Annotated in this window: 1 protein-coding gene; it reads left to right on the top strand. The window is 53.6% G+C overall.

Going from position 1 to position 560, the window contains the following annotated elements:
* Positions 1–442: 442 nt before the first annotated feature.
* On the top strand, positions 443–560 hold a 118-nt coding region (locus HT737_RS32930; protein WP_374011217.1), incomplete at its 3' end, for a hypothetical protein.

Below are 560 nucleotides of genomic sequence, written 5' to 3' on the forward strand. Positions count from 1 at the left end.
CCGTAGAATCACTCATTGAACGTCTTATTACTCGTCGATGATCGCGCGCGAGCTGTGCGCAAGCGATCTGTGCCCATCTGTCGGTGACTCGTACACCGATTGCCGAATGCGTTCAGGGGACGCCGGGTACACTGAACAAGCCACAAGAACCCGCGCTGTTCGGTCATTTATTGGCCGCTCAGGGTCGATAGGAAGCAAGTAATGGTGCGGTGAATCTGCTTCTGCGCGCGAGCAATTTCAATGTCTGTGGATTCTTGCCCGATCCGCAACACACATTTGTCATCAAACCAATTGATAGCACCCTAACGAAAGGTGCATGCTAGAGGGCTCGAATCGCTCTTATATCATTCCGAATGATAGTTACCTTTGCTTCATTCGATTCGTGCCATCACAGCCCGCCGAGCATCATCCGCCCATCTTCAATACATTGGCGGATGATTCCATGGAACAGTCACTCAAACATTTGCGCTTCCCCTTGGCCATGCTGGCCGTGCTGGTGATGAGCGCTTGCGGCAAGACTCCGGAGACTGCCGCCACCATGCCCGCTGCCAAAGTCACGC

This window comes from Pseudomonas sp. MD195_PC81_125 (genome assembly GCF_014060985.1).
In the GTDB taxonomy this organism is placed as follows: Bacteria; Pseudomonadota; Gammaproteobacteria; order Pseudomonadales; family Pseudomonadaceae; genus Aquipseudomonas; species Aquipseudomonas parakoreensis.